We start from the raw sequence: 24,749 nt of genomic DNA, 5'->3' as shown, positions 1-24,749 counted from the left end.
CTTCTTACCATAAATATGCTAGTATGAACTTTCTCTAGTAGTGGCACCAAATATGAAGAGCAGAAACATTGAAATTCCATTTAAAATTCTTCTTTTTCTAATATAAAATTCTCGTGAGCCTGACTGGAAGGAAGGCTAGCGAACCGGCGTACGCCGAATGTGAACGATAGAGAATTTTATATTTGCAAAAGATTAGAATTTCTTAATGGAATTTCACGTTTCAAACTCTTATTTGGTGCCGCGCAGGAGAAAGTTCATACTAATGGAATAAAAAAATGCCCCACCTATTAAAGTAGAGCCATCTCTTATATACATATTTTAATTTTTCCTATTCTTCTTTCTTTAACTTCCTCTATTTTAAATATTACATTACCATACTGAATAGTTTTGTTTTCATTAATCTTAGGAATACATCCCAGAAGACTAATTAAAAACCCTCCTATTGTATTATATTGTTCCGATACCAAATTTAAATCTAAATGATCATTTAATTCACCAATTGAAAGTAATCCATTAACTATATAAGTGTTATTATCAACTTTCCTTATATCAGGTTCGTCATCATCATATTCATCTTCAATATCACCCATAACTTCTTCAATGATATCTTTAACAGTAACGAGTCCTGAAAAACCACCATATTCGTCTATAAGCACAGCCATATGGTTTTTAGTTTTTTGCAATTCTTTAAATAATTCATCTATATTTTTACTTTCAGAAACAAGGTACGGTGGATGCAATATTTTCTTAATATCCACATTTTCGAAGCCACTTGTGCGGGCCTCTACTATAAAATCTTTCATATGAAGTATTCCTATGATATTATCAATATCATCCTCATAAACCGGCATTCTTGAGTACTTCTCTTCTAATAACTCATCTAAGAACTCAGAAGTAGGCTCATTTATATCAATAAAAAACACTTCTGTTCTTGGAGTCATAACTTCAATAGCTGATTTATCATCAAACTCAATAATGTTATTTATCATTATTCTCTCAGTTTCGTTAATAGCACCTCTTTGTTGCCCTATTTCTACAAATGATTTCATTTCTTCTTTTGAAAGTTCTTCCTCTAAATTCTCTTTGCCAAGTCCAGTTATCTTAACTAATATATTAGTGGACACATTTAGTAACGTTGCAAAAGGAGTAACTAATTTCGTTATTAGCATAATAGGTACTATGCAAGACATTGCAACTGCCTCAGGCTTTTGCCTAGCAATACGTTTTGGAAATAACTCACCAAATACAAGTGTTGTATAAGATAACAAGATTATTACACTAGCTAAAGCAATCTGTCTGCTGTAAATCACATTCAAATTTTCTAGGTATAGCGTAAAACTGCCAGATAAACTAGTAGCTGCAAGCGTTATAAAACCTACTCCAGCAAAAGTAATTAGTGTTCTAATAGCCACCAAATATTTCATAGGCTCACTGATAACCAACGTAAGTAACATCGCTTTTTTATTACCCTCTTGAGCAAGTTCTTTAATTTTGTTTTTGTTAATTGACATTATTGCCATCTCTGCTGCTGTAAAAAATGCAATTATCAGCGTTGATATAACAATTAATATAAATAGCACCATTATATTGTTAGGCGCGGGGTCTGGTTCCATTAAAATTCCTCCTTGTAAAATAAAAACTGTTTATACTCTATATAATATCACAAAACATGGTCACAATACTGATAATATGAAAATTAATCTCAAAATATGCAAATTATCATATAATTATATCCATATTTACCATTATACTAACTAATGTAATATCTATATCTTGTATTTAAGCTTAAGAAGTCCCAAAGGAATATTATGAAGTGCTGCAATCTGGTCTATGGTATATTCCGTATGTTCTACAAATAATCCACTTGGAACAATTAGCTCTGCTGCAAAAGTATTAGCCTCACGTTCAAATTTGTTATTAACATAAAATGTGTTTTTTTGAAGAAATATTATATTTAATTTACTATGAAGCACTGCATGTCCAAGTTCGTGTGCACACACTATTCTTCTATCTGCATTATCTAGTTCATTATTAATATGTATAATTTTAACCTTAGGGCATGCTTGATAAAATCCTCTAGTATGTTTCCCTAAGTACTCATACACAATTTTTATCTTTAGTAATTCTGCTAATTCAAAAGGGTCATTTGTTTTATATTTTTTTATCATTTGTTGTGCAATGTCGCGTACATAATCCAAATAAATCACCTCCAAATAGGAATACTAATGTTTAATGCTTAATTTTCACTCTTCTTTATTATTTCTATATTTCTTAGGCGTATATTTCTTTTTATTTGAAATCTTAGCATACTCTAGACCAGCCTTTATAGATTTCTCTAAAATCTCTAAATCTTGTTCATCTAGTATATCGCCATCCAGCATAATTGCATCTTGGGATTTAATCATTTCAAGAGTTTGATTCAGTAACTTACCAATATCTCTTTCATCCTTTAAAGTAAAAGCAGGTTCACCTTGCAAGTCTTTCCCAACACTTCGTACATCAGATCTTGCTAATAAATAGTCCATAGAAACCTCGAAAAAATCTGCAAAGTCTTGAAGTGCCGGATTTTCTGGTATTTGACTGTCTTTTTCATATCTAGATATTGAACTTTTATTAAGAGAAAAATTATGAGCAAGTTTATCCTGATTTAATCCCTTTTCTAGTCTTAACTGCTTAAAACGTTCTCCAAAGGTTGCCACAAAATCACCATCCTTTATAATTTATATCTTTAATCCATATCGTTTTCCACGTCTTTTGCATACAACTTTTTTATACCTTTTTTAATTACGTGTACCAAACCACAAATTACAAGGTAAGTAGCGAAAAATGCTGTAAATCCCCAAAGGCCTGCTACAATATCCGCAAATTCCATGTGACCACGTTTTGTAATCTTTTGCATAATTTCTATACCAAAAACAATAACTAAAAGCACAGTTACAGTATAAATAAAGGATAATACCGAAATACTATATTTCGCCATAGCTTTGAATACAGCATTAACTACTAGATAAATAGCCATACCAACTATACCTATTATAATAAAATGAAGTTCTTTATCTGTAAATTGCACACCAAAGCTATCAAAGAAAACCGTTAAAAAATCGTGTAATTCATTAATTAGTGCAACAATAAGTTTTAATATTGCAACCATATCTTTCCACCTCCAACTCTATATCACTACCCCTATTAATTCTCTAAATAATTTATAATTCCTTCTTTTTTATACTTTCATATCACAATTAGAAAAAAAGTGCCCAAAAGCACTTTTAGTTTAAATTATCTTAGCATGTAAGTTTAACATTGTTTAAGGTTTTATGTCTTCGTAAATAAATTTATGAATTTGATCTGTCATAGAATGCATATTAGCAATTAAATATGACGTTCCAGATATTGTTTGTGCTGTCCAGTTACCATCCGATGGGAACCTTTCCTGCTCCAATATGGTTGATTTAGATGCTACCACTTTTGCACCAAGGGTTATTATGTCCATACTATTAAAGCTTGTCTCTGTTAGAGGTAGAAGCTCTGATACAATAGATGGAAACTTAGTTGCACCAGCTGACTGAATCGTTGTAAGCATACCTGTAAGCACCGTTCTTTGCCTCTCAGTTCTCTTAAAATCGTCTCCTGCTGTATAACGTATCCGTGTATATGCAACAGCCTGCATTCCATTTAAGGTCTGTGATCCAGAATGTGTAATCCTAGTTACAGATTTCCCCTCAATTTTAGCTGTTTCCTTCATGTAGCTATTTATTAAATCAACTTCATCTCTAGCAACATCTATATTTACTCCACCAATACTATTTATTATCTTTTCAAGGTTAAAAAAATCAACTGTTACATAATCTCTAATATTTAAATCAAAATTTTCATTAAGAGTTCTTATTGCAAGCTGTGGCCCACCGTAAGCGTAGGCATGATTTATCTTTGTTTGACCATGCCCTTTTATTGCCACATAAGTGTCTCTCATAACAGATGACATTTTTATTTTCTTGTTTTTAGTATCTATAGAAAGTATCATTATAGAATCCGAACGACTAGGTTCATCTGTGTTCCGCGCGTCAATACCAAAGAATGCAATATTTGTTATTTTACTATCAACCTCCGAAGCCGGAGCCTTATCGGTAGCTATACCCAAATCCGCATCTGAAGTTGGTATTTTAACAGTGTTTACTTTACCTACTTGATAAAATGTGAAAGCAAATGCTCCTCCAAAAACCAGTAATGCAGCTACAAATAAACTTATAACAATCCTCTTCATTGGTTTTTTCTTATTTCTATTTTTAGACATATTTTCCCCTTCCCATTTTGAATAACTTAAAGATAAAATATATTTTGGGTGACGTCAATATCCATCACTTAATTTTCATACTATATTGTATCCTAGCGTTATCCTAATTGTATCCCAATCTATTTTATCATCTTTTTGTCTCTTATGCACTATTTACTTAAATAATATGATTTATTTTACTCATAATTTTACACTCTTCTATTTTATTATAGTATTCAATCTATGATAAAACAATATTATGTAAAATCAATGTCAATTAGTAGCTATTCCAACAATTTTCACTGTTTGCCCTCCAACTGAAGATGTTGCTCTAATTAATATCTTGTGAGGTCCTTTTAAATCATCAGCTACTAAAATAGAGTTACTACACTGGGATTTTGACTTAGTATCTACCTCATGTATAAACTTACCATCAACATACACGTTAAATTTTCCACCGTTTTTTTGATTTAAGAAGTTTAAAATAGCGACTTCACTAGTTGTATTAAATGTTATTTCATCTGACTTTTTTTTTGAAGTTAGTACCCCTTCCAAAATAAATCCATTATTTATATCTGGAGATTTATCTAAAACAAAGTTAGTTAATTTATTAGTATCATCATATAATACGTTAGACTTTATATTTGTTTTTTTATTAGCTGTTATATTAGAACCTATTACCTTTTCAATAGTCTGTGCATACAAACTATATCCTTTGTCATTAGGAAGTTCTGTCTTTTCTGCTAACTCGTTATATGTATTTCCGGAATTATTAAATGCTAGCACCATATCAGCTTGCTGAAAGTTATAGTTTTTAGATAGTGCTATTATAATATCCGAATAACTGTTGTACTCTCTAAATGAGCTTTCTATAATTGGTATTATCTCTATATTAGGATTTGTTTTCTTAAGATTAATTATAATACTCTCATAATAAGTACCAAATTGCTTTGGCGATAAACTCCACTGATCATTTTGTCCAAAACATAAAAATGCTACATCATATTCTTTAGTAAGTTTAGTTTTATTAAGTTCAACCCCTGCTCGTACAGCAGTTGTACTGTCACCAGTAATTAGATCAGTTGTCATAGTTGATTTATATTTTGACTTAACATCTTTTATTAATAAATTATACCACTTTTTATCATCACTAGATGAACCATTGCTCTGACTCATACTATCTCCTATTATCAAAGCTTTTACATCCCTATTTTCAGAAAGATTCTCATAAAAATTCAAATTTGCTGCTTTAGCATCAATAGTTACGCTTTCTTCTCTACGCTGCTTCGATGAAACAGCAAGTGATTTTTGATTTTTGTTTGCGCGTTTAACACCAACCCCAATTGCGAAAATCCCTACTGTTATTAACAATATTGTTATAACTGATAAAACCTTTTTCATCCCAATTCACCCCTTAAATATAAAATTCCTGTAACTAATTATACTATTTTATTTACTGTTTTGCTATATTTTTCCGAAAAATGCATAAATTATGTAGATTGCAGGTTATTATCGCCTCATTAAAAATATAGCAAAAAATCTAGTATAACAAAGTACATTTTACTAGACACTCTCTATCTAAATTATTTATTTTCTTTATTTAATAGATTTTGATACACAAACTAAATCATAAATATCTACTATGCCATCATTATTAATATCTAGTATCCTTTTATATTTTAAATAGCCTATACGTGAATTATAGGCTAATCCAACTAATGCTAAATCAACAATATCCGTAGCCCCATTATTATCTATATCTGTAGGTAATATTAGACTTACAGCAGCAAAAGCATCTAAAATAGCTCCTGTAGCAATTTTACTTTCTAATTGAGGTAATTTACTCATGCTTTTCAAAATACGGTTTTTTATTTCAATTGGGGTTAACTCCATATTTGCACTTAAAACAAGTGCTGCAACTCCTGTAACATAAGGGGTTGCCATCGAAGTTCCATTTTTATACCCATATCCGCCTGGCACTGTGCCATAAATATCACTCCCTGGTGCTGCAATGTCAACAGTAACTTCTCCATAATTTGAAAAAAGAGATAAATCACCATATTCATCTATTGAAGCTACTGACATTATGTTAGGTAAATCATAAGTTGCTGGATAGTTCTTAACTGTGCTGTCATTATCCATACCTATTCCATAAGCATCACCATTACCAGCAGCACACATAAATAAAGCATCTGAGTCTTCCATAAGATCATATTCCGTTTGTGAAAAATCACTACCACCAAAGGAACAATTAAACAATTTCACGCCCTTACTAATACCATATTGAATTGCACTTACTACATCACTAGTATATAACCCACCTTGGGTATTAGCTACTTTTAAAGGCATTATTTTAACAGTCGGCGCAACTCCAACTGTCCCAACTCCATTAGATGATGCTGCAATTATTCCGCTAACGTGTGTGCCATGGCTATTATCGTCATAAGCATCGTTATTTACTCCTGAAAAATCCCATCCATTATAATCATCCACATACCCATTATTATCATCATCTATTTCATTATCAGGTATTTCTCCGTTATTAATCCATATATTTTCTTTTAAATCTATATGATTATAATCTATCCCAGAATCAAGTACACCAACTACTAAATTCGGATTACCAGTACCTTTCCCCCACGCAGCTGAAACATTAATATCAACCCCTTCAGTTATCGTGTTCTTAAGTCCCCACATTTTATTAAAATCTGGTTCATTCTGAGGTAAACTAGATAATCTGCTAATATAATTTGGCTCCGCATATTCGACATTTAAATCATTGTTCAAATTTACTAGCATTTCATCCATTGAATATTTATTATTATCAAATTTCACTATATCTGTTTGCCGATTTATTTCTTTCTTAGATTTAACACCATACTTTTTCTGTGAAGATTCAATAGCTGAATTTGTAGCACCAGTCTTAATTTTCACTATAATTTCATCTTTTTTAAAGTTTTCCTTTGCCTTATTCTTTTTGTAATTACTCATTATTTTTGATTTAACACCTAAACTATCACTTTTAATAGTATCACTCAAAGAATTATTATAAGCAGCCTGCGCCCTAACACCATATAAGTTAAGCACAAATATAATCACCAGCAACTTTATTAAAGCCTTTTTTTTCATAAGTACCTCCAAATTAATAATTATAAATTAACTATTTTATTTAAATTAACATCTAATTTATCGATAATTATTAATTCACCGTATGATTTTTTTCCTATAAAAAATTATTCTACTCATAACTGCAAAAGCCAATAAAATTGTACAACTAATTAGTATACCCTGTTGCCATCCGGTATTTTTTTTAGTTTTGTTTGAACTCTCAATTTTTTCTGGCGAATCTGTTTTAATTTTGTTAATTACTCCATTCGCATTATTACTAGTCTTTGAATTACTTGCTAACACGCTTTTTTTTATTTCGTTCTCCTTAATAAGTAAAGAATCAGTAGTATTTTTTGTATCACCCTTTGTATCTAGATTTACCATAACTTTATCCTGCTCATTTTCACTTTCATTATTAACTGGAACTTCAATACTAGTTTGTGCCTTAGTATTTGTGTCTGAATTTACAACAATTTCTTCCTGTTTAATTTTACTCTTCGTATTAGCTGAAGATTCAGTACTAACACCTGCATTACTATCTATATCTGAATTTATCACACTAGCTCCATCTTTATTGTCCGCAATAGCCGGAGTACCGATAGTAGCTTTAAATTCGTATGCCTTAAATTGATAAGATACTTCTTCAATATTTTTATCACAAAGCTGAATTTTGAGATTATAATTATCATTCGGACTAGATAAAAATGGTTGGCTATTTATATTAAAGTTATCCTTTTTTAAAATCTCTGCATTTATTTTAAGGAAAGTGCCTGTGCCTGAAAACCCATCAACTTGACCCAAACATGTAAATCCTCCAAAGCTTGCTATTCCATTTGTATTGTCTATTTTATTTTCCACATCAAAGATGCTCGTCCCACTTTTAGCAATTAAATCACCCTTTTCAAAGCTAATTATTTTTAAAACTTTAGGGTTATATTTGATTGTTGCAGCTCCTGCATAAAGAGTATCTATATTATCTACATTTATTAGTATCTTGATAGTTTGTCCTATTTCTATATTCCCTTTTACATCTACGCTTAGCGATGGAACTTGTGCTGCTTTAGCATTTCCTCCATATAAAAATAATATAAAGCATATAAAAAATGACATTATTTTTTTCATAACAACTAGTACCTTTCCTCTCCACAGCTTTTAGAATACAATAATTTCTTAATTACTTATATTAATTTTATATAAAGAGAAATTATAATTTGTAGCTGTAAGTGCAATATCCTTTATATCTACAACTCCGTCCATATTTACATCGGAACTCTCAATGGATATCCTGTTAATGTCATTAATAATTGTTCCCTGTCCATTAATGTTTTTTGATTGTTTTACAAAATCGTATATATCTACCTGTCCGTCACAATTTATATCTCCAACTGGTTTTAACCAATTTCCTCTAACATAACCACTTTTACTTGCTCCTTCAACATAATAAGTTACATATCCATCTTTTATTACTGGAGATCCCTTAATCGTCACAACATCATTTTTCATAAAATATGTAGAAGTTCCAACCATGTTTGCATCCCTTATGGTTAAATTTGTAGTGGTTATATAATTGTAATTTTTCTCTTTAATTTTAAGATCACCAGAGTGTTTACCACTTATTTCTGCTATATCTGCTCTTGGTAAATTTTTTGATAACTGTATTGGTAATTCTACTACAGGAAATAAGTTACGATTATATTCGTATAAGTCTATCATAGACTTATTAAAAACATTATTAACATGCCCTATTACAATGGTTTGATAAGGTAAATAGGGGAATTTTATAGGGTCAACTGTATGCGCTATAGGGTTGTTTCTTGAACTATACCCATTGTATGCCCATATTGTATAGTACCAATTTGCTAAATAGTTTGGTGATGCATCCCCCACCCTTGGTATCTTATATGATGCACCATCGTATGTTTGCAATGCCCATTTGTCAAGAAGTATTTTAGCACCTTCCCTTATATTAAATTCTAAATCATATTTAAGTCTATTAATATATGCTACATCAGTTGGAGTAGGATTTGTTCTCACATAATCTGAAACCTGCATTAAACCTATTCCTACTTTGTCATATCCCATTAATACCTCTCCATTAACAAACTGTCTCCAATTTGCAATTTTACCATTATCATAATCTGTTCCTCTGCTCTCCTGCCAAGCAATAGCCTTAAATATTGCTACGGGTATTCCTTTTTCATTAGCAACATTTTCAAGTATCTTTTCTATTTCAGCATAAGATGGGTTTTTATGATAAACTGTGGCATTTAAAGAAGGATTCTCACTAAGGTTGTCATTGGGAGTATATCCAAGCTTTTCTGTTTTTACCAGAACAAGTTTATCATCTTGTAAGACAAAATGGTTTTTAACAGTATATGATGGAACTGCATTAGAATCATTTTCAACATATGATGGGATCTCCTCTATAATTTCGCCACTATCTGAGATGCTTATAATACCTTTATATATATCTTCCTTATGTACGACTTCTTTTATTTCCCCACCATCCAATTTATATATAGTATACGCTAATGAACCAGAAGTGTTCTTTGTCTTACTTTGGAATAATACCTTTGTATCATTGATTTTTTTATCCTTGATAAAAGCTATTGAGCTATAGACATCTTCACCTTCGTCTTTTTCAAAAATAACCTTCCCATCTGTTGATGAAACCTTAAGTATTCCTTTGTGAAATTTTACAATCTCAACCTTGCCATCATTATTTAGATCAATTTTTGTATCTATATCCTCTCCCGTATTAGCAAAAACAATCTTCTGTAAATTCGGTGTATTGAAGTATATTAAACCTAGACACATAATTATGGAAAACACTCTGAAAACGACTTTAACTTTATTATTAATTATTTTAAATTTATGCATTAAAACACCCCTCTATTTACTAACTATTATTAAACACTTTAGTTGAATACCGTAATCTATGGAAATTATATCATAATTAAAACCCATAGACATAAAAAAACCTTATACTATCTAATACTCGTTTAAAAAAATCACTTCTGAAGATATAAATCATTTTTTATGTACATTTATTTGAATATTTCATGCCTTAATCAGCATATTAAACATCTTATAATTTTTCTTGCAGTACCTGGTAATAATAAAGTATATGGTGTTACTAATAATACTATTAGTATTAAATATCAATCTCATATTCAAAACCTTGGTCACATTGTCGTTGATTGTACTCCAAGTAGTGCTACAAGCACTCTTAATTCATTAAGTCAACATGTTCAGGCAGCTAATTCTAATGAAGTGGGCGTTTTTGCATCAATTCATTTTAATATTTTTAATGGTTCCGCTCATGGAACAGAGGTATAATAGCGTACTGATACAAGTAAAGTATTTGCTAAACTCGTATTAAACAATATTGTATCTTTAGGTTATTACAATAGAGGAATTAAGTATAACTCATCATTTTATTTGTTGAAACATGTAAAACCACCTTCAATCTTAATTGAATGCAGCTTCCTTGACTCCAAAGTTGATATGGCTAAATATAACTCAGAAACTATCGCAAATTCAATTATTAGTGAACTTACTGCACAATAAGACTGTATACATAAATTTATTATTTCTAAAATAAAAAACATCGTTAAAAGCTCCTTAACGATGTTTTTTTAATCTTCTACAATAGGATATTATATACTTCATTAAAACCTACCACAATTTTACTACACAAAATTCTAATCAAAATTACTCAGCCTTTCTACTGTTTCAAAAATAACAATATTATACCTACTGGTAATATAATTTCTCTTAGTCCTACCATTTCTTTTCCAAATAACACATTCAAATTTAACGCTACAAAATTAAAATATTTAACATATGCTAATATACCTAATTACTAATTAAACGACTTACCCCATTGAATGGAGACAACTATTTCTAGTCATCTCCATTCAATGATTGTCAGTTAATTTAAAAATTGTCCTTGGCAAAGGTACCCTTTTTATCTATACTCTTGACATTTATTAATATATTATTTTAAATACTCACTAATCGCTTCCTGCCAAGTTCTAGTTATATCGCCAGTAGTAAGTTCTAACATACTATTTCTAAGCACCGAATATTCTGGTCTTTTTGCTGGTCTTGGAAATTCATGTGTTGTGCACGGAAAAACCTCTGCACTAATCCCTTTAATTCTAAATATTTCCTTAGTAAACTCATACCACGTGCATTCGCCTTTACATGTACAATGGAAAAGGCCATAATTCTTATCTTCTACAAGTTTTATTATAACTTTAGCTAAATCAACTGCACTTGTAGGTGTTCCCCTTTGGTCATTAACTACTTTCAATATCTTATTAGTTTCGCTTAATTTGAGCATAGTTTTAACAAAATTATTTCCGTCTCCATAAAGCCATGCAGTTCTAACTATGTAGTGCTTTGAATTAAGATTTTGAACTAGTATTTCACCCTCTAGCTTTGTTTTACCATAAATAGTTTGTGGGTCAACTTTATCGAATTCTGTTAATGATTTATTAACATTGCCATCAAAAACATAGTCTGTTGATACTTGAACAATTTCTGCTCCAATTTGATTTGCGGCAGCTGCTAAGTTTTTAGGTCCTATTGTATTTATCTTATATGCCAAATCTATTTCAGTCTCACACTTATCAACAGCTGTAAGGGCCGCGCAATTGATAATTACATCTGGTTTATTTTCATTTACAAAATTATTTACTTGATGTACATTTGTTATATCTAATTCTGACACATCCGTAAGTAGTAAATCAATGCCTTCTTTACCTTTATATTGTTTAGCTAGCTCTCTTCCTAGCTGGCCATTAGCTCCTGTAATTAATACCTTCATAATCAATCTCCTCTTTGTTGCATTTATAATTAAACCATCACCTTCGGTGCTGCATAATCAAAATAAAACTCTCAGAGTTTATGCCCTAAGAGTATCATTTATACTACTTATTTATTATACATATTGTTATAATAATTCTGATAATCACCAGACGTTATATTATCCATCCATTCTTTGTTATCCAAATTCCATTTAATTGTCTTTTTTATTCCCACTTCAAATGTTGTTTCTGGGTACCATCCTAATTCATCTTTTATCTTAGTTGGATCTATGCCATATCTCATGTCATGTCCTTTTCTGTCTTCAACGTAACTTATTAATTTTTCTGTTATTTCTTTATCTACATTTTCATTTAAATAACTTATAACAGTTTTAACTATTTGCATGTTAGTTCTTTCATTATGTCCACCTATATTGTAAACTTCCCCTACTCTGCCACCATTTATAACCATATCTATAGCTTTACAGTGATCTTCAACATATAGCCAATCTCTTATATTCATTCCATCACCGTATACTGGTAAAGCTTTATGACCTAAACAGTTGTTAATTAGTAATGGTATCAATTTTTCTGGGAACTGGTATGGTCCGTAATTATTTGAACATCTAGTTGTATTTACAGGCATTTTATATGTATCTGAGTATGCTTTAACCATTAAATCTGAGGCTGTTTTGCTTGAAGAATATGGGCTATGTGGGTCTAGTGGTGTAGTTTCAAGGAAAAATCCTGTTGCACCAAGCGAACCATATACTTCGTCTGTAGATACATGCATAAACTTCTTGCCTTCTTTAAATCCGCCTTCAATTTCCCATGAATTCTTAGCTACATTCAAAAGATTAACTGTACCTAAAACATTTGTTTTAACAAATATTTCTGGTTCTTTTATGCTTCTGTCAACATGTGATTCTGCTGCAAAATTAACAACATAATCAATATCATTACTCGCAAATAATTTTTCTACTAACTCTTTGTCACAGATATCTCCTTGAACAAATGAATAGTTTTTATTATCTTCAATATCTTTTAAATTTTCTAAATTTCCTGCATAAGTTAATTTATCTAAATTTATAATTTTTATATCCGAATATTTATTTAACATAAAATGAACAAAATTTGCGCCTATGAATCCCGCTCCACCAGTTACTAAATATGTTTTCATAATTGATTACACCCCTTTATATTCAAATGGTATTTCTAAATCTTTGAATTTATTTTGTATTTTATCCTTATCTGACAATAGAATCTCCTCTATACCGTCTAATGGCCATTCTACAGCTATGTCTTCATCATTCCATAATAGTCCACTGTCGTACTGTGGTGCATAGTAATTTGTGCACTTATAATTGAACGTAGCAACATCTGACATAACTAAAAAACCATGAGCAAATCCTTCTGGAACATAAAACTGCTTTTTATTTTCCGCTGTAAGAATTACTCCTTCCCATTTTCCAAAAGTAGCTGAACCTTTTCTTAAATCTACAGCTACATCAAATACTTCACCCTCTGTAACTCGAACTAGTTTCCCTTGAGTATTTTTAGTTTGAAAATGAAGCCCCCTAAGTACTCCTTTTTTAGACTTTGATTCATTATCTTGAACAAACTCCATAGTAAGTCCAGCTTCAAAGAAGTCATTCTTGTTGTATGTTTCCATGAAATAACCCCTGTTGTCTCCGAATACTTTGGGTTCTATTATGTACAATTCTTTTACACTAGTTTCTATAAAATTAAATTTACCCATGATTCCTCCCTAATTATCTTTATTATGTTCGTCAGCAATCTGAATTAAATATTTACCATATTCTGATTTCATTAGTGGCTGTGCTAATTTTAGTAATTGTTCTTTATTTATAAATCCATTTCTATAAGCTATCTCCTCTATGCAAGCTACATACAACCCCTGCCTCGTTTGTATTGCTTCAACAAAGTTAGCTGCGTCTAGTAGCCCTCTATGAGTTCCTGTGTCAAGCCATGCCATTCCTCTACCAAAAAGTTCAACTTTTAATTTGCCTTGCCTTAAATATTCGTTATTTACTGCGGTTATTTCTATTTCACCTCTAGCTGAAGGTTTAACATTCTTAGCAATGTCAATTACATTGTTATCATAAAAATATAATCCTGGAACAGCATAATTTGATTTAGGTTTTTCAGGTTTTTCCTCTATAGATACTACATTATTTTTATCATCAAACTCAACAACACCAAAATCAGTTGGATTGCTTACATGATATCCAAAAATAGTAGCTCCTTCTCTTGCGGAAGCCCTCATTAATCTTTCAGTGAAACCATAACCATGGAAAATATTATCCCCAAGTACTAGGGCTACCTTATCATTTCCTATAAACTCTTCACCAATAATGAATGCATCTGCAAGTCCTCTTGGTAATTCTTGAACAGCATACTGCAATTTAAGTCCAATGTCACTTCCATCACCAAGTAATTCTTCAAATGTAACTATATCCCTAGGTGTTGAAATAATCAATATTTCTTTTATACCTGCAAGCATTAATACGGATAATGGATAATATATCATTGGTTTGTCATATATTGGAAGTATCTGTTTTGATACTGCCTTGGTTACGGGGTAAAGTCTTGTACCGGAACCTCCTGCTAAAATAATACCTTTCATATTTTTCCTCCTCTAAATTTAAAGTCTTATTTGTTTGTCTTATTATTTGTTGTTTATGACCCCTGATTTAAACGAGCCTTGACATATACCCATTCTGAAACACAACCAGCTGTTGGAGCTTCCTTTATTATTCTATCTCCAGTTTCCCATACCCCAGTTACAGGCAGAGCCTTTAATATATTATATATCGTAATGTTAGATTGTTCAAATGCTTTTAGTAAATTAAGCCCATTTCCGTTAATTCCAACAGTTGTTTCAATTTTAATTCCGAATCCTATGCCCATTAAATTAACGCCTGATTGGGAATAAAATATTGCATGCCCGTTAGGATATAATTAATCTATAGCCTAAAGGTTGTCGAGAAGAGTCTATTCATTTGTGCACATAGACCTAAACTTATACATCTTAAATCCCCTGCCATCTTGTCCAACTATGTTCTGGGCGAAAAAAATAGGCCCCTTAGAATCTATTTTAATCCAGATAGCAATAGCTATCATAACCGGACTTAATAACACAATTCCAGATAAAGCCCCCACTATATCAATTTTTCTTTTAATTATTAAATACCCCATATTTTTTTTATGTTAATAGAGTCTCCCTACATTACTTCTCATTATTTTTCAATTTCAAAGCATTCTTTAAATACATAAAGGCTTTACTTATCTCAACTTCTAAAACAGAGTCTACTTTGCTAAAATCAATATCAAAAATTTGATTGTCACTAACAATATTTTTTCCTAGTCTAGATTCCATTTTAAATAATGATAATAAAGTATCCAATCTAGAATTCATTGATGTAAGAGTATCTTGTCTTTCAAAAACTATAAATGCTTTTTTCATAACTAAAGAAAAAACTGAACCATGAAATGAATCAGTGCAAACTAATTCAGAATTATTTATTAACCAAATAAACTCACTTGGATCTGCACTGTATATATATTTATCACTTAAATCCAAAAGATTAATTACATCTAAATTATGTTTTGTAGCAATATCATCAATTCTAACTTCTGTAGCTTTACTTTTATCACCTAAAAAATATGTTAATATAAATTTTTTGGATAGCTTTGACTTTGGCTTTTTAGCAATTGATAACCATTCATTTTTGCTTAGCATTAAAGTCGGATCAACTAGAACCAATGAATCTCTCCCAGTTAGTTTTTTAATAATATCAGCACCGGCTTGTTCTCTAACTGATAAATAATCAATTTGATTAATCCATTTCTTATAATTATCAATACATTCCTCTGGTAATTCACTCACACCAAAACTAGGAGCATAAGCAACTTTTTGTCCTTTATTAGCGAATGTTAAAAAATCAATTTCCGAATTAATTTGAAATTCAGGATTCCACACTTGATCACTACCACATACAAAATAATCATACATTTTGTTAATATTTCTAGGTATGCTGTCTTTAGTAATTATATAATTAGTTTGATTAATATACTTTTCTGTAAATCTATTAAATTTTATGTTTCTCATAATTTTATTCATTTTTTTGCATTTAACGAATGAAAGTTCATCATATAAATCTGATAATATATATTTAATTCTTTCTTTAGTTGCCCTTTTATTCACTATATTTTGCAATGTGAAATTTTTAATAGTTTCAACTTCACAACCTAAAGATTCTATAACCCTTTGGGTTGCATAATTTTGCAATCTATTTCCATAATTAATGCCATTAGACATGGTTAAAATAGCTATTTTCATTCATCTACTCCTCGTATAATTTTTTTATATTCTTTGGATTTTTTTCTTCACCATAACTTTGACTAGATATGAAAATTATGAATGCAAGTGCAAAAGAATAAAAAGGTCGTTTAAATATCACTGTATATATCGCCATAATGGTTATGTTAAAACATATTACAATAAAGCTATTAAATTGATGTTTTCTTATTCTTATTGTAAATATTCTATTCAAAAAGTGTGAATAAATTAATATAAGTATAGCTAAATATATAATACCCCCTTCATAAGTTCGAATAGAAATTTCACTCATACCAAAATGCCTTGGTAAGGATGGATCACCATAAGGCTGTACACTACCTATCCCACGTCCTAACTTATATCCATTTCCAATCTCCAATGATATTTTAAATAATGCTATTCTTTCTAGATCTTTTTGTGTTGAAGAATCTTTATTTTCAATTAGATTAAATTGTTCAAGTTTAGTAATAACCCTAGTATTAACAAACTTATTCACATTTTTATTATTATTGAATACATATACGCTTAAAATCACTATAAATACTACAGTAAGTGAAAATTTCATTAGCAAAATAATATTTTTTTTACTTAAGATATCTTTTATACTTAAGATGTCTTTTATACCTAATATATCTTTTATATTTAATATGTATTTTATTATAAAATACTGTCCTACTATAGCTGGAAAAACAACAAAAAATGCCGTATTATCATTTTGGGTTGATATTATAAACATAAATACTACATACATACTTGTTAAAATAGGTATTATTTTATTTTTAGTCTGCGAGTATTTATATATATTTATAATAATTAAAAGACTCCAATAAAAAGTTAATTCATGAGTTCCACCTGAACCAATTAATCCAGTTATGTGGTCTTCATACATTTGATTATCTTGCATATTCCTCATTAAAAAATATGTTTTGTCTAATTGTTTTATTAAGATGGGAACATTTATAATAAAATAAATATTTAATATTACATATAAATATTTCAAAATAAAATCTTTCAATTCTTGATTATGCTCGTAAGCCAATGTAAGTATATAAATTATTATAATTAAATTTGCTATTCCTTGAGTGTATAAGTTGTTTATAATTTTTGGTTTAATGCCATTAGCAATTATATTTATAATTATTGTAAGTGTATACAGTAGACTAAATACAATGTCTAACACTCTAATTTTAAAGTTACTTTTTATTCTCATTATAATTACAATTATTAGTATTATACTCACATACTTAAAATAATCTTTTCCATACCATCTTAAGAATAATATCTGAACGACAAAATATATTAATATTAACTTGTCTATAAAATATAATTTACTTTTTTCTTGCATTTTCTCACCTAATATCCTTTTTAATTTTCAAAGTAAAATTCCCCTTTACAAGTGGGTAATATTTTTTGAAATCCTTTATAAGTTGTTTTAAATGTGTTTTTTTATCTATCATAATTTATACCTAAATATTTCATTATCATTCTAATTACTATAAATACACCAGATTTTATTATATCCCTTCTCTGTTACATTATAGTTACAACTTCATTACATTTTCAAAGCAATTCTGCCATTGAATTATTATATTTTCTCCATAAAAACATTTAACTCTTTCTATTCCATTTATAGAGTACTCTAATCTTTTATCATAACTATCAACTAGCATTATTAGTGCATCTGCAAATGCTTCAATATTATTGTTCTCTACAATACATCCACATTTACCATCCTCAATAATTTCACTTGGACCAGTTGTATTAAAAGTTACAACTGGAACACCTAATTCTAACGCTTCCGTTACCACTAATCCAAATCCTTCCCATCTTGATGACATCGAATAGATTGAAGCCTCTCTAATCAAATCCTCAACCTTATTAGTAAACTTATGTATTTTAACTTTTTTAGTTAAGTTTAAATTAACAATTAAATTTTTCAGTTTTTTTTCATCTTCTCCTTCACCTACAATATCAAGTGTCCATTCATTATTATGTAAATTAACTATTTCAAACGCTTTTAGTAAATTATCAAATCCCTTCTGTTTAGTTAACCTCCCGACCGCGATAATTTTCTTACTAATTAATTTTGATTTTTCAAATGATTTAAAACTTAGAGGATTATAAATCTCCTTACTCGATACTTCTAATTGATTTATGTACTTATTTGCATCTAATTTTGTCAAGACTATATGCTCATCTAAATACGGTAGATATTCTTTGAATAGTATGTCCCTATTCCAATAATATCTATATTTACTATTTAGATATGCATCAAATGAATTATGTTCCCACCCAATTACTTTACACTTAATTTTTGATTTCATTATTCCTAAAAAAACTGAATATTCACCTTGACATCCGATTACTATATCGTATTCATTTGCTTTACAAAGTTTTATAAAATTTTCTCTCATATTTTTCGGATAATATAAATTACCGATTATGTCAATAGACTTTTTATTGTTAAATATGGAAGTGAATTTATTTAAACCTCTAAATATTTTTCTAATAAAAATTTTAACGTAATTATCTGTATTTAATTTATTATATACAACCCTTACTCTATTACTATCTAGTTTATATTTTTCATAATCTATAGGGATATTTGTATTAGTACAGATGACTTCAACCTCGTTTTCTTTACTTATCAAATTACTTAATGTGGTTATTACCCTCTGAACTCCGCCATCATCAAAGATACTATGGCATAATATGGCTATTTTCAACGTTTATCTCCCCTTTGCATTTAAGGACAAAATATTTAAATACTCTGCACTTACTTATCTTCACTTTAAATACATGTCTAAAATACACCTCATGGGATTATATAATTTTATAAAACTATCCTCAACCATTTTTTTATACTTTTATATTATCTAACATTTTTTTACTTATTGAACTCCACATAAAATTAGATTTTATAGTCTCACTTGCAAGCTTTCCCATGTCATAAGCTTTATTAGCATCTGATAAAAGACAATCAATTTGCTTTCCCCATACATCCGTATCAAATTCATTAATAATTATTCCATTTGCTCCAGTTTCAATTAAAGTAGCTGAACCACCATTCAAACTAGAAATAACTGGAATACCAAAATACATAGCCTCCAACAATACCATACCAAAAATTTCTTTTACAGAAGGTAAAAGAAATATCTTTGCCAAAGGATATATATATTTCAACTGAGCATTTTCTATAAAAGCGCACATAATTACCGATTCTCGTTCTTCATTATTCAAAATATTTAAGCATGATTTTATGTATGCTTGATCACCTTTTCCAATAACTACAAGTTGAATGTCATCTATCTGACTAGTTCGTTTTAGCTTTTTAAAAGTTTGAACTAAGAATTTAAAATTTTTCCTTTTACTTAAGCTACCAACATAAAGCAAATTACGTTGCCCGGTCATTTTTTCAATTAAGGTCTGTGTTTCGATTTTAATTTCTAATTCATCATTATACTTACTTATATCAAGCCCAACACCAACTACTTCAAGATTATTAATGCCTTTATGCGCTAAAAACCGTTTTGAAAGTTCAGATTTTACAAACACCTTTTTAATATGTTGATTCATATCCTTAACAAATAGCTTATCATAAATTGGTTGTATAAAAGGAAGTTTAAAAAGATTATAATAAGGACCATTATACACATAAACATTTTTTTTCAAATGACTAATAAACACTGACATAAGCTGACTATATTCAGATACAATTATTATATCATACTGAGAAAGAAAATCTTTTTTTAAAATACAAGGATAAATTCCACTTCTTAAAATCTTTATTCCTTTTCTCCATAAAATGCGTATTTGTCTTTCTCCTATTTGAATAATTTGATCTCTATTTTCTTTACTATAATATAAAATATCACAATCAAAACCTTGTTCACAAAAGGCAGTTGCTAAGCCAACTTCCTGCAAATTATAATTACTAAAGCTTAATTGATATGGTCCACTTCTTACATATAATAATTTTTGAGCTGCCACAATTTCTCTCCTTTTATGCATTCTAATAACGACTTACAATTTGTTTATTTCTTTTATCCATGACTTTACTACCTGGAGGTACATCTTTAGTTACTAATGTACCTGCTGTAACCACACTACCTTTTCCGATTGTGACTCCATCTAAAACTATAACTCCGCTGCCTAACCAACAATTATCCTCGATTTTAATACCTTTTCTATTAACCCCTTGCAATTTAATGTTAGTATCATGGTTTGAGAAATTATGATTTTCTGCAAACAAGCTAACTCTTGGCCCAATCATTACATTTTCACCGATTTCAATATAGCCAGCACAACCGATATAACTTAACGGACCAATAGATGAATTATTACCAATATGAAAGCCCTCACCTATGTTTCCAACCCCATAGTAACTAGATGGACGAATCATTGCCGTATGACCGATAGTTACATGATTTTCAAAAACTAATCCTCTTGTACTTAATCCCTGAATTTCGCAATTGTTTTCAAATTTTACATTTTTACCACAAGTTAAATATCTTTTATTCAGAATGGATACGTTTTTACCAACAAACAGTAATCCTTTAGTATTTTTGAAAAAGGGTTTCACAACAAACCCGCGTAGAATTTTACTTCCAATTGATAGAATTATCTGTAATTTATCTATACCTTTTATGCTAGCGTCGATTTTATTTAACATGATTATCCCCAATCTTACATTTCGCTAACTCATCATACAAACTTGAAAACTTATGCACAAAAGACTTAATAGAAAATAATTCCATTTGTCGGGTGCGAGAATTTTCACCCATCTGCTTCTTTATTATTTCATTTTCTAGAATATATTCTATCTTTTCTGAAAGATCACTTGGGTTCCTTACTTCAGCTAAAAGCCCGTTATAATTTTCCTTTACCATTTCACAAACACCACCGTGTCTATAACCTATTATTGGTTTTCCTGAAGCCATTGCTTCTAGAACAACCGTAGGTAATGGATCTGGATTTATACTTGGTAAAACAAACACATCAAACAATTTGTAAATACCCTGACTGTCAGACCTATATCCAATCTCTACTATTCTGTTTTTATATGGAGATTTGTCAATTTCTTTTCTTAATTGCTCAACTCTCCATTCTTCACCTTCAAACGAACTTCCTACTAATACTGAATAAACATCTTCATGTTTAGACATTATAATATTCGCAGCCTCAAGAAATTCATGTTGGCCTTTCCAAGAATTTACACGACCCATCATACCAATTACTCTAGAATCTCGAGGAATTTGAAATTCTTTATATAGATATGTGCAATCATTGCTGGGATTAAAATGATTACTATCTACACCGTTATGAATAACACTTACCTGATTATGAAAAAAACCAGATATCTCGAGATGTGTTTTAACTGCATTTGAATCAGTTATGACAGCTTTTGCTCCCTTAGAAATAATAAAGCTAGTAACCTTGTATATAAATTTAGGTTTTACGATGATTTCGTGAATGTTCCATATCTGTGGAACTTTCAACTTTCTGCTTAGATAAACGCCTTCCATTACCGCTGAGGTATTAGTGTGAATAATATCAATATTATTTTCTTTAGCTATTTCCAATAGAATTTTTGAATATTTTATAAAATTAAACATGTAATCCATCATCCCTTTAGGATTAAAATATTTTCTTCTCATAATAGGATAATCAATAATTTGCGTATTAATACCCTCTCTTTTTAGAGCATCTACTAATACTCCATTACATGGCAACACCACCATTGGATTATATTTCGATTGATCTAAATTTCTTATTAAATCTAAAAGCACTTTATCAGCACCATACATTTCAGCACCTGCATGTAAATACAATATATTTATCATTTATACCTCTTTCTAACATTAATTATTTATTAAGCCATTTCATATTCATTAATAATATAATTTTTCTACTTTTCCGATTTAACAATATTGTTGTTTCATAAACTGTGCAGTCTTTTCTATTCCTTCTTCTAAAGAACAAGGATTTAACGTACCGAACTCCTCTTCATATCGTGTTATATCCAAAACGTTAACCGGAACATCTGCTTTTCTACCTTCCAAATATAGAATGTTATTACTTACCCCTAGTGTTTTCTGTATAGTTTCAATAACTTCTTTCAAACTATATCCTCTTCCACACCCTAAATTAAATATTTTTTTCTTACTTGTTCCATTTGCAATATTTAAGATTCCATTTATTGCATCTTCTATGTAAATATAATCTCTTACAACCGAACCATCACCATAAACCTCAATAGTCTGTCCCATAATGAATTTATATGTAAATGTTGTAACCGCACCTAAAACTCCATTTGGTTTTTGGTAAGGTCCATATGGATTTGCTAAACGAATCACAATATAATCTAATTTATAGAGATAGTTATATAAGTAAAGCAACTTTTCTATTGTTATTTTCTGGATTCCATAAGAAGAAATCGGATAAGTCGGCGCATCCTCTTTTAAGGGCATATTTTTTTCTATTCCATAGACAGTACCCCCTGAAGAAATAAAAACAACTTTTTTTATACATTTCTTAACGCATGCATCTAACAGATTAATTGTTACAATTACATTCGCTTTAATTTCTTCTGCTATATGCTGATTGGCATTTGAAGGATATGTTGTGCTTACTAAATGATAAATAATATCTTGATCAGAAATTAATTTTTCAAAATCACAATTTTCATCAAAATTTTCTTTAACTATTCTACAGTTCGAAAAACAGAAACTTTCAATGTGCGAGAAATCAGCCTGCACTCTATCTACCAAGGTAATAGTATTGTGACTGTTTTTAGCTAGTTCAAATGTTAAGTTTGTTCCAATGAAGCCTGCAGCTCCTAATATCATAATGTTCATTTCACGAAACTCCCTTTAATAAATTATTTATCTAACTTTTATTCTTAAATTCTATAGCATATATAAATTTGACTCAACACAATTCTCTACTCTATAAAGTTTGATACTTATGGTCACTATTAATTACTTGTTTTTCAAACAAATTCATCTTCCAATTTTATTACATCTAAATCACTATTACTATATTTACAAAAAAGCTCTTCGTATTTTTCTATAATATATTCCCATGTATATTCCGTCTCTATTCTTTCCTTAGCTTTTAAACCTAGCGTTTCTAAGTATTCTTCATTGATATCATCTAACTTCTCTATAAGGTCAGCTAGATTTCTATCTTCCTTGTTAAAGTATAGAGCTCCATCCATTCCAACTTCTTTATTAAATCCAACATCTAATAAAATATTCAAGTTTGTTGTAGCTAGTGCTTCTAGTAGCGATGGATTTGTCCCCCCCACCTCATGGCCGTGAAAATACCCATATGCACTTTCTCTGATTTTTTTCAGTAATTCTTGATTGTAAACAGTTCCAACAAATTTTATTCTCTTATCCTTATGAAAGTTTGTTTTTTCTTTTAAATTTTCGTAAAATTTATTTTTTTCAACATTAGTTATTAAAATAAAATCCTTTTTAGTTTTTGATTTCATAAACTCAGTTATCATAGTTTCATAATTATTTTCCGGAACAAATCTACCAACTACTAGGTAGTAAGCTTTTTTTTCAACTTTCTTTTCCTTATACCATTTAAGTAAATCGCTATCTTTATCTGTTAACTTAGATTTTTTAATATCAGCACCATAAGCTATAAATATTGTTTTTGGATTATATTGTTTATAATCTTCTTGTATATATTTTTCGATATTTTTAGAATCACATATTAATAAATCTGCGTGTTTCACCATGTATTTTTCAGAAATTTTCCAATACTTTCTTATAGCTTTATTCCATTTCCCTCTTTTCCACTCATGCCCATCAGGGTTAACAATCAAAGTTCCGCCTAATCTTTTTAATTTCTTTTTGTAATACCCAACAAACGGTCCTATTCTACAAGCTAAAATATATACAATTGAATTTTTTATATTATTCATTTCTATGTATTTAATACTTTCTTTTAATGCCATAATATCGTAATAAATTGCCTTAGCAGGGCCAATATTAGGTACTTTTATATTAAAACATTCAGCATTATTATATTCAAAATTTTTGTAATCTTCAGCCAAACAGGAAACATGATATTTTATTTCTTTATTTTGTTGTCCCTGCGTTAGTTTATCTACAAAAGTTTCAAACCCACCATACTTTGCTGGAATACCTTTAGATCCTATTATAAAAACATGTTTCAT

24 protein-coding genes and 1 pseudogene are annotated in these 24,749 nt (G+C 29.7%); 2 read left to right on the top strand and 23 right to left on the bottom strand.

The features are described from left to right. Positions 1–305 precede the first annotated feature (305 nt). From ACREVX_RS04500 to ACREVX_RS04460, 9 genes are all read right to left on the bottom strand, one after another. Positions 306–1,613: a hemolysin family protein gene (locus ACREVX_RS04500; RefSeq protein WP_431542972.1), complete on the bottom strand. Its 1,308-nt coding sequence runs from the start codon at positions 1,611–1,613 to the stop codon at positions 306–308. A 153-nt stretch (positions 1,614–1,766) separates the two neighbouring features. After that, positions 1,767–2,198, bottom strand: coding sequence for an ImmA/IrrE family metallo-endopeptidase (locus ACREVX_RS04495; RefSeq protein WP_431542971.1), 432 nt, complete (start codon positions 2,196–2,198; stop codon positions 1,767–1,769). Between the two features lie 45 nt (positions 2,199–2,243). Continuing rightward, entirely contained in the window at positions 2,244–2,699 is a 456-nt protein-coding gene (locus tag ACREVX_RS04490) for a helix-turn-helix domain-containing protein (RefSeq protein ID WP_431542970.1), read from the bottom strand. Between the two features lie 29 nt (positions 2,700–2,728). Continuing rightward, entirely contained in the window at positions 2,729–3,151 is a 423-nt protein-coding gene (locus ACREVX_RS04485; protein WP_431542969.1) for a hypothetical protein, read from the bottom strand. 153 nt (positions 3,152–3,304) lie between these two features. Further along, positions 3,305–4,291, bottom strand: a complete 987-nt coding sequence (locus ACREVX_RS04480; protein ID WP_431542968.1) for an LCP family protein — start codon at positions 4,289–4,291, stop codon at positions 3,305–3,307. Positions 4,292–4,543: 252 nt separating this feature from the next. Then, complete coding sequence (locus tag ACREVX_RS04475; protein ID WP_431542967.1) at positions 4,544–5,671, bottom strand: GDSL-type esterase/lipase family protein; 1,128 nt, start codon at positions 5,669–5,671, stop codon at positions 4,544–4,546. A 195-nt stretch (positions 5,672–5,866) separates the two neighbouring features. Then, positions 5,867–7,399, bottom strand: coding sequence for a S8 family serine peptidase (locus ACREVX_RS04470; RefSeq protein WP_431542966.1), 1,533 nt, complete (start codon positions 7,397–7,399; stop codon positions 5,867–5,869). 75 nt (positions 7,400–7,474) lie between these two features. Next, positions 7,475–8,500: a cohesin domain-containing protein gene (locus ACREVX_RS04465; protein WP_431542965.1), complete on the bottom strand. Its 1,026-nt coding sequence runs from the start codon at positions 8,498–8,500 to the stop codon at positions 7,475–7,477. Positions 8,501–8,548: 48 nt separating this feature from the next. Then, positions 8,549–10,258, bottom strand: coding sequence for a dockerin type I domain-containing protein (locus ACREVX_RS04460; protein ID WP_431542964.1), 1,710 nt, complete (start codon positions 10,256–10,258; stop codon positions 8,549–8,551). A gap of 159 nt (positions 10,259–10,417) precedes the next feature. Between ACREVX_RS04460 and ACREVX_RS04455 the strand changes: the two genes are divergently transcribed. Next, the gene (locus ACREVX_RS04455; protein WP_431542963.1) at positions 10,418–10,717 is read left to right on the top strand and encodes an N-acetylmuramoyl-L-alanine amidase CwlD; all 300 of its coding nucleotides are present in this window, start codon (positions 10,418–10,420) and stop codon (positions 10,715–10,717) included. Between the two features lie 18 nt (positions 10,718–10,735). Continuing rightward, positions 10,736–10,948: pseudogene (locus ACREVX_RS04450) on the top strand (N-acetylmuramoyl-L-alanine amidase); the annotation flags it as partial. Positions 10,949–11,378: 430 nt separating this feature from the next. Here ACREVX_RS04450 and rfbD read toward each other — a convergent pair. From rfbD to cps2T, 14 genes are all read right to left on the bottom strand, one after another. Further along, positions 11,379–12,212 (bottom strand): dTDP-4-dehydrorhamnose reductase, encoded by an 834-nt coding sequence (gene rfbD / locus ACREVX_RS04445; RefSeq protein ID WP_431542962.1) that lies wholly within the window; start codon positions 12,210–12,212, stop codon positions 11,379–11,381. 107 nt (positions 12,213–12,319) lie between these two features. After that, positions 12,320–13,372 (bottom strand): dTDP-glucose 4,6-dehydratase, encoded by a 1,053-nt coding sequence (rfbB, locus tag ACREVX_RS04440; RefSeq protein WP_431542961.1) that lies wholly within the window; start codon positions 13,370–13,372, stop codon positions 12,320–12,322. Between the two features lie 6 nt (positions 13,373–13,378). Then, positions 13,379–13,951: a dTDP-4-dehydrorhamnose 3,5-epimerase gene (rfbC, locus tag ACREVX_RS04435; RefSeq protein WP_431542960.1), complete on the bottom strand. Its 573-nt coding sequence runs from the start codon at positions 13,949–13,951 to the stop codon at positions 13,379–13,381. Between the two features lie 9 nt (positions 13,952–13,960). Further along, positions 13,961–14,839, bottom strand: a complete 879-nt coding sequence (gene rfbA / locus ACREVX_RS04430) for a glucose-1-phosphate thymidylyltransferase RfbA (RefSeq protein WP_431542959.1) — start codon at positions 14,837–14,839, stop codon at positions 13,961–13,963. 53 nt (positions 14,840–14,892) lie between these two features. After that, a complete protein-coding gene (locus ACREVX_RS04425) occupies positions 14,893–15,123 on the bottom strand; it encodes a hypothetical protein (RefSeq protein ID WP_431542958.1) in 231 nt (76 codons plus the stop codon). Positions 15,124–15,207: 84 nt separating this feature from the next. Continuing rightward, positions 15,208–15,411 (bottom strand): sugar transferase, encoded by a 204-nt coding sequence (locus ACREVX_RS04420; RefSeq protein ID WP_431542957.1) that lies wholly within the window; start codon positions 15,409–15,411, stop codon positions 15,208–15,210. A gap of 31 nt (positions 15,412–15,442) precedes the next feature. Beyond that, positions 15,443–16,555 carry a polysaccharide pyruvyl transferase family protein gene (locus ACREVX_RS04415; protein WP_431542956.1) on the bottom strand — a complete coding sequence of 371 codons (1,113 nt, stop codon included), beginning with the start codon at positions 16,553–16,555 and terminating at the stop codon, positions 15,443–15,445. Between the two features lie 4 nt (positions 16,556–16,559). After that, positions 16,560–17,765: a hypothetical protein gene (locus tag ACREVX_RS04410; protein ID WP_431542955.1), complete on the bottom strand. Its 1,206-nt coding sequence runs from the start codon at positions 17,763–17,765 to the stop codon at positions 16,560–16,562. Between the two features lie 331 nt (positions 17,766–18,096). After that, on the bottom strand, positions 18,097–19,281 hold the full coding sequence (locus tag ACREVX_RS04405; protein WP_431542954.1) for a glycosyltransferase family 4 protein: 1,185 nt from the start codon (positions 19,279–19,281) through the stop codon (positions 18,097–18,099). 133 nt (positions 19,282–19,414) lie between these two features. Continuing rightward, positions 19,415–20,545 carry a glycosyltransferase family 4 protein gene (locus ACREVX_RS04400; RefSeq protein WP_431542953.1) on the bottom strand — a complete coding sequence of 377 codons (1,131 nt, stop codon included), beginning with the start codon at positions 20,543–20,545 and terminating at the stop codon, positions 19,415–19,417. Between the two features lie 22 nt (positions 20,546–20,567). Beyond that, positions 20,568–21,227 carry an acyltransferase gene (locus tag ACREVX_RS04395; protein ID WP_431542952.1) on the bottom strand — a complete coding sequence of 220 codons (660 nt, stop codon included), beginning with the start codon at positions 21,225–21,227 and terminating at the stop codon, positions 20,568–20,570. Then, positions 21,217–22,398, bottom strand: coding sequence for a glycosyltransferase family 4 protein (locus tag ACREVX_RS04390; RefSeq protein WP_431542951.1), 1,182 nt, complete (start codon positions 22,396–22,398; stop codon positions 21,217–21,219). The genes ACREVX_RS04395 and ACREVX_RS04390 overlap by 11 nt, the downstream gene beginning before the upstream one ends. Before the next feature lie 78 nt (positions 22,399–22,476). Beyond that, a complete protein-coding gene (locus ACREVX_RS04385) occupies positions 22,477–23,412 on the bottom strand; it encodes an NAD-dependent epimerase/dehydratase family protein (RefSeq protein WP_431542950.1) in 936 nt (311 codons plus the stop codon). 134 nt (positions 23,413–23,546) lie between these two features. Next, a complete protein-coding gene (cps2T, locus tag ACREVX_RS04380) occupies positions 23,547–24,749 on the bottom strand; it encodes a beta 1-4 rhamnosyltransferase Cps2T (protein ID WP_431542949.1) in 1,203 nt (400 codons plus the stop codon).

Origin of the sequence: Clostridium sp. (genome assembly GCF_050717545.1) — a bacterium.
Taxonomy (GTDB): Bacteria; Bacillota; Clostridia; order Clostridiales; family Clostridiaceae; genus Clostridium_AD.
This window is presented reverse-complemented; position numbering and strand designations above follow the sequence as displayed.

What these genes read in the sequence shown, in the direction of transcription:
- ACREVX_RS04500 (WP_431542972.1), bottom strand. Translation starts at nt 1,613, where the DNA reads ATGGAACCAGACCCCGCGCCTAACAATATAATGGTGCTATTTATATTA.
- ACREVX_RS04485 (WP_431542969.1), bottom strand. Translation starts at nt 3,151, where the DNA reads ATGGTTGCAATATTAAAACTTATTGTTGCACTAATTAATGAATTACAC.
- ACREVX_RS04480 (WP_431542968.1), bottom strand. Translation starts at nt 4,291, where the DNA reads ATGTCTAAAAATAGAAATAAGAAAAAACCAATGAAGAGGATTGTTATA.
- ACREVX_RS04475 (WP_431542967.1), bottom strand. Translation starts at nt 5,671, where the DNA reads ATGAAAAAGGTTTTATCAGTTATAACAATATTGTTAATAACAGTAGGG.
- ACREVX_RS04470 (WP_431542966.1), bottom strand. Translation starts at nt 7,399, where the DNA reads ATGAAAAAAAAGGCTTTAATAAAGTTGCTGGTGATTATATTTGTGCTT.
- ACREVX_RS04465 (WP_431542965.1), bottom strand. Translation starts at nt 8,500, where the DNA reads ATGAAAAAAATAATGTCATTTTTTATATGCTTTATATTATTTTTATAT.
- ACREVX_RS04460 (WP_431542964.1), bottom strand. Translation starts at nt 10,258, where the DNA reads ATGCATAAATTTAAAATAATTAATAATAAAGTTAAAGTCGTTTTCAGA.
- ACREVX_RS04455 (WP_431542963.1), top strand. Translation starts at nt 10,418, where the DNA reads ATGTACATTTATTTGAATATTTCATGCCTTAATCAGCATATTAAACAT.
- rfbD (WP_431542962.1), bottom strand. Translation starts at nt 12,212, where the DNA reads ATGAAGGTATTAATTACAGGAGCTAATGGCCAGCTAGGAAGAGAGCTA.
- rfbB (WP_431542961.1), bottom strand. Translation starts at nt 13,372, where the DNA reads ATGAAAACATATTTAGTAACTGGTGGAGCGGGATTCATAGGCGCAAAT.
- rfbC (WP_431542960.1), bottom strand. Translation starts at nt 13,951, where the DNA reads ATGGGTAAATTTAATTTTATAGAAACTAGTGTAAAAGAATTGTACATA.
- rfbA (WP_431542959.1), bottom strand. Translation starts at nt 14,839, where the DNA reads ATGAAAGGTATTATTTTAGCAGGAGGTTCCGGTACAAGACTTTACCCC.
- ACREVX_RS04425 (WP_431542958.1), bottom strand. Translation starts at nt 15,123, where the DNA reads ATGGGCATAGGATTCGGAATTAAAATTGAAACAACTGTTGGAATTAAC.
- ACREVX_RS04420 (WP_431542957.1), bottom strand. Translation starts at nt 15,411, where the DNA reads ATGGGGTATTTAATAATTAAAAGAAAAATTGATATAGTGGGGGCTTTA.
- ACREVX_RS04415 (WP_431542956.1), bottom strand. Translation starts at nt 16,555, where the DNA reads ATGAAAATAGCTATTTTAACCATGTCTAATGGCATTAATTATGGAAAT.
- ACREVX_RS04410 (WP_431542955.1), bottom strand. Translation starts at nt 17,765, where the DNA reads ATGAGAATAAAAAGTAACTTTAAAATTAGAGTGTTAGACATTGTATTT.
- ACREVX_RS04395 (WP_431542952.1), bottom strand. Translation starts at nt 21,227, where the DNA reads ATGTTAAATAAAATCGACGCTAGCATAAAAGGTATAGATAAATTACAG.
- ACREVX_RS04390 (WP_431542951.1), bottom strand. Translation starts at nt 22,398, where the DNA reads ATGATAAATATATTGTATTTACATGCAGGTGCTGAAATGTATGGTGCT.
- ACREVX_RS04385 (WP_431542950.1), bottom strand. Translation starts at nt 23,412, where the DNA reads ATGAACATTATGATATTAGGAGCTGCAGGCTTCATTGGAACAAACTTA.
- cps2T (WP_431542949.1), bottom strand. Translation starts at nt 24,749, where the DNA reads ATGAAACATGTTTTTATAATAGGATCTAAAGGTATTCCAGCAAAGTAT.